The 1,825-nt window shown below is 20.8% G+C and carries 4 protein-coding genes; all 4 read left to right on the top strand.

Annotation, left to right across the window (positions count from 1 at the left end; translation table 11 throughout):
* Positions 1–189: 189 nt before the first annotated feature.
* On the top strand, positions 190–339 hold the full coding sequence (locus R5Z65_RS10035) for a cyclic lactone autoinducer peptide (RefSeq protein ID WP_317368916.1): 150 nt from the start codon (positions 190–192) through the stop codon (positions 337–339).
* 2 nt (positions 340–341) lie between these two features.
* Complete coding sequence (locus tag R5Z65_RS10030; RefSeq protein ID WP_317368913.1) at positions 342–929, top strand: accessory gene regulator B family protein; 588 nt, start codon at positions 342–344, stop codon at positions 927–929.
* A 44-nt stretch (positions 930–973) separates the two neighbouring features.
* Positions 974–1,384 carry a hypothetical protein gene (locus tag R5Z65_RS10025; protein WP_317368911.1) on the top strand — a complete coding sequence of 137 codons (411 nt, stop codon included), beginning with the start codon at positions 974–976 and terminating at the stop codon, positions 1,382–1,384.
* A gap of 63 nt (positions 1,385–1,447) precedes the next feature.
* The coding region (locus R5Z65_RS10020; protein ID WP_317368908.1) for a TraX family protein at positions 1,448–1,825 on the top strand (378 nt) is incomplete at its 3' end.

The raw sequence follows: 1,825 nt of genomic DNA, 5'->3' as shown, positions 1-1,825 counted from the left end.
ATATAAATTAAAGTTATAGCTATTTTGTATGTAAATTTTTAAAAAAATACCCAATTAATATATTTAAAAATAGAAAATTTTACATTTAAGGGTACAAACTCATACATTTAAGGGTACTATATGAAAAATTTTTTAAATTTATGATATTATTTTATTGTAAACAATAAATAAATAAGAGGAGTTGTTATTATGATTAAAGAAAAGGTTAAACCAATATTTTTTATATGTTTAGCAAATATGTTAATGTTATTTACATTTTTTAGTGTAAATACAACTTGTAGTTTTTATGTTCATCAAGATAAAGTACCAGAAAGTGCTAAAAAACTTCGTAAATTTTAATTATGGAAGTTTTAACTAAAAGATTAATAAATAACCTTATAAATAATAACATAATTAAAAAAGAAGATGAAGAAATATATAGTTATGGATTTAATCAAATAGTATTTGTAGCGTTAAATTTAATAACTACATTAGTTATAGGTGTAGTATTTAATAAGACATTTGAAAGTATATTATTTATGTTTACATATATACCTATAAGAGTATATGCAGGTGGATACCACGCAAGAACAAAATTAGGTTGCTATATATTTTCTGTGTTGATGTTAATAAGTGTATGTTACATATTAAAACTTAATTTATTGCAAAATAGTTTACTAATAATAATTTTATCTATTGTATCTAGTGGTATAATTTTATATTTAGCACCGATTGAAGATAAGAACAAACTACTAGATGAGATAGAAATAAAAGTTTATAAAAAAAGAACAATAAGGAATTTAACTATAGTTTTAATTGTTTTATGTATAACTCTAATATTTAACAAAATAAATCTTTCTTCTTGTATTTTTATTTCATTATTATGTAATGGAATAATGTTAATGCTTGGAAAGATAAGTAATTCAGTTAGATATAAATACTCTAAATGAGATTTATATAAATTTAAAATATTTTTTCTTAGGAGGTTTTAATTATGAAAAAGTTTAAAAATGTATTATTAATGTCTTTAGTTGCTACTACTGTTTTAACAACACCTATTTTTGCTCAAACTAACTCACAAGAAAATGTTGTTGAAGACAAAGAAAATTATAGTATTCAATCAAGAATATACTTTAATGAAGATGTAAGACTTTCTGAATATTGGACTACAGTTACAAGATCTAACAATTTATTTAATGATAATCCAAAAGTAGTAAATAATAAAAATAATCCTGGTATTCTATATGTAAGAATTATAGATCAACACGGAAATCAAGTAGGTAGAGAAAAAGCTATTCAAAAAGGGGACTATGAAATATTAGATGACATTCCTTTCAATTCTGGAACATATACTGTTGAATGTAAAGTTTCAACAGCAGGGGTTTATAAAGTTTATATTAACTAAAGTTTTAACTAGTATAGAATTTTTCTATACTAGTTATTTAATTAATTAGGAGGAAATCGTTTAATGAATATTTTAAAATTTTTCAAAAAATTGGATATAAAATTAGCAAGATTTAAAATTTTATCAAATTTTAATATTAAAGTGATTGCTATTTCACTTATGATAACTGAACATTTTATAAAAATTTTTTTACCTACTTATATAGACTATTATAAATATTCAGATTTTTCAATAAATCTGCAAAGTATTAGTATTAAATATATTTATCCATTAACTGCATTAGCTTTTCCATTATTTTGCTTTCTAATTGTAGAAGGATTTCAATATACTAAAAATTTAAAAAAATATATGTTAACATTATTAATTTTTGGATTTATTTCAGAAATTCCTCTAGATTTTGCATTTTTCTTAAATTCACCTTTTAATAAAGATGAAATTATA

The sequence above is a fragment of the uncultured Tyzzerella sp. genome, assembly GCF_963558545.1.
In the GTDB taxonomy this organism is placed as follows: domain Bacteria; phylum Bacillota; class Clostridia; order Lachnospirales; family CAG-274; genus Tyzzerella.
This window is presented reverse-complemented; position numbering and strand designations above follow the sequence as displayed.

Coding starts and splice junctions, on each gene's coding strand:
- R5Z65_RS10035 (WP_317368916.1), top strand. CDS start 190: ATGATTAAAGAAAAGGTTAAACCAATATTTTTTATATGTTTAGCAAAT.
- R5Z65_RS10030 (WP_317368913.1), top strand. CDS start 342: ATGGAAGTTTTAACTAAAAGATTAATAAATAACCTTATAAATAATAAC.
- R5Z65_RS10025 (WP_317368911.1), top strand. CDS start 974: ATGAAAAAGTTTAAAAATGTATTATTAATGTCTTTAGTTGCTACTACT.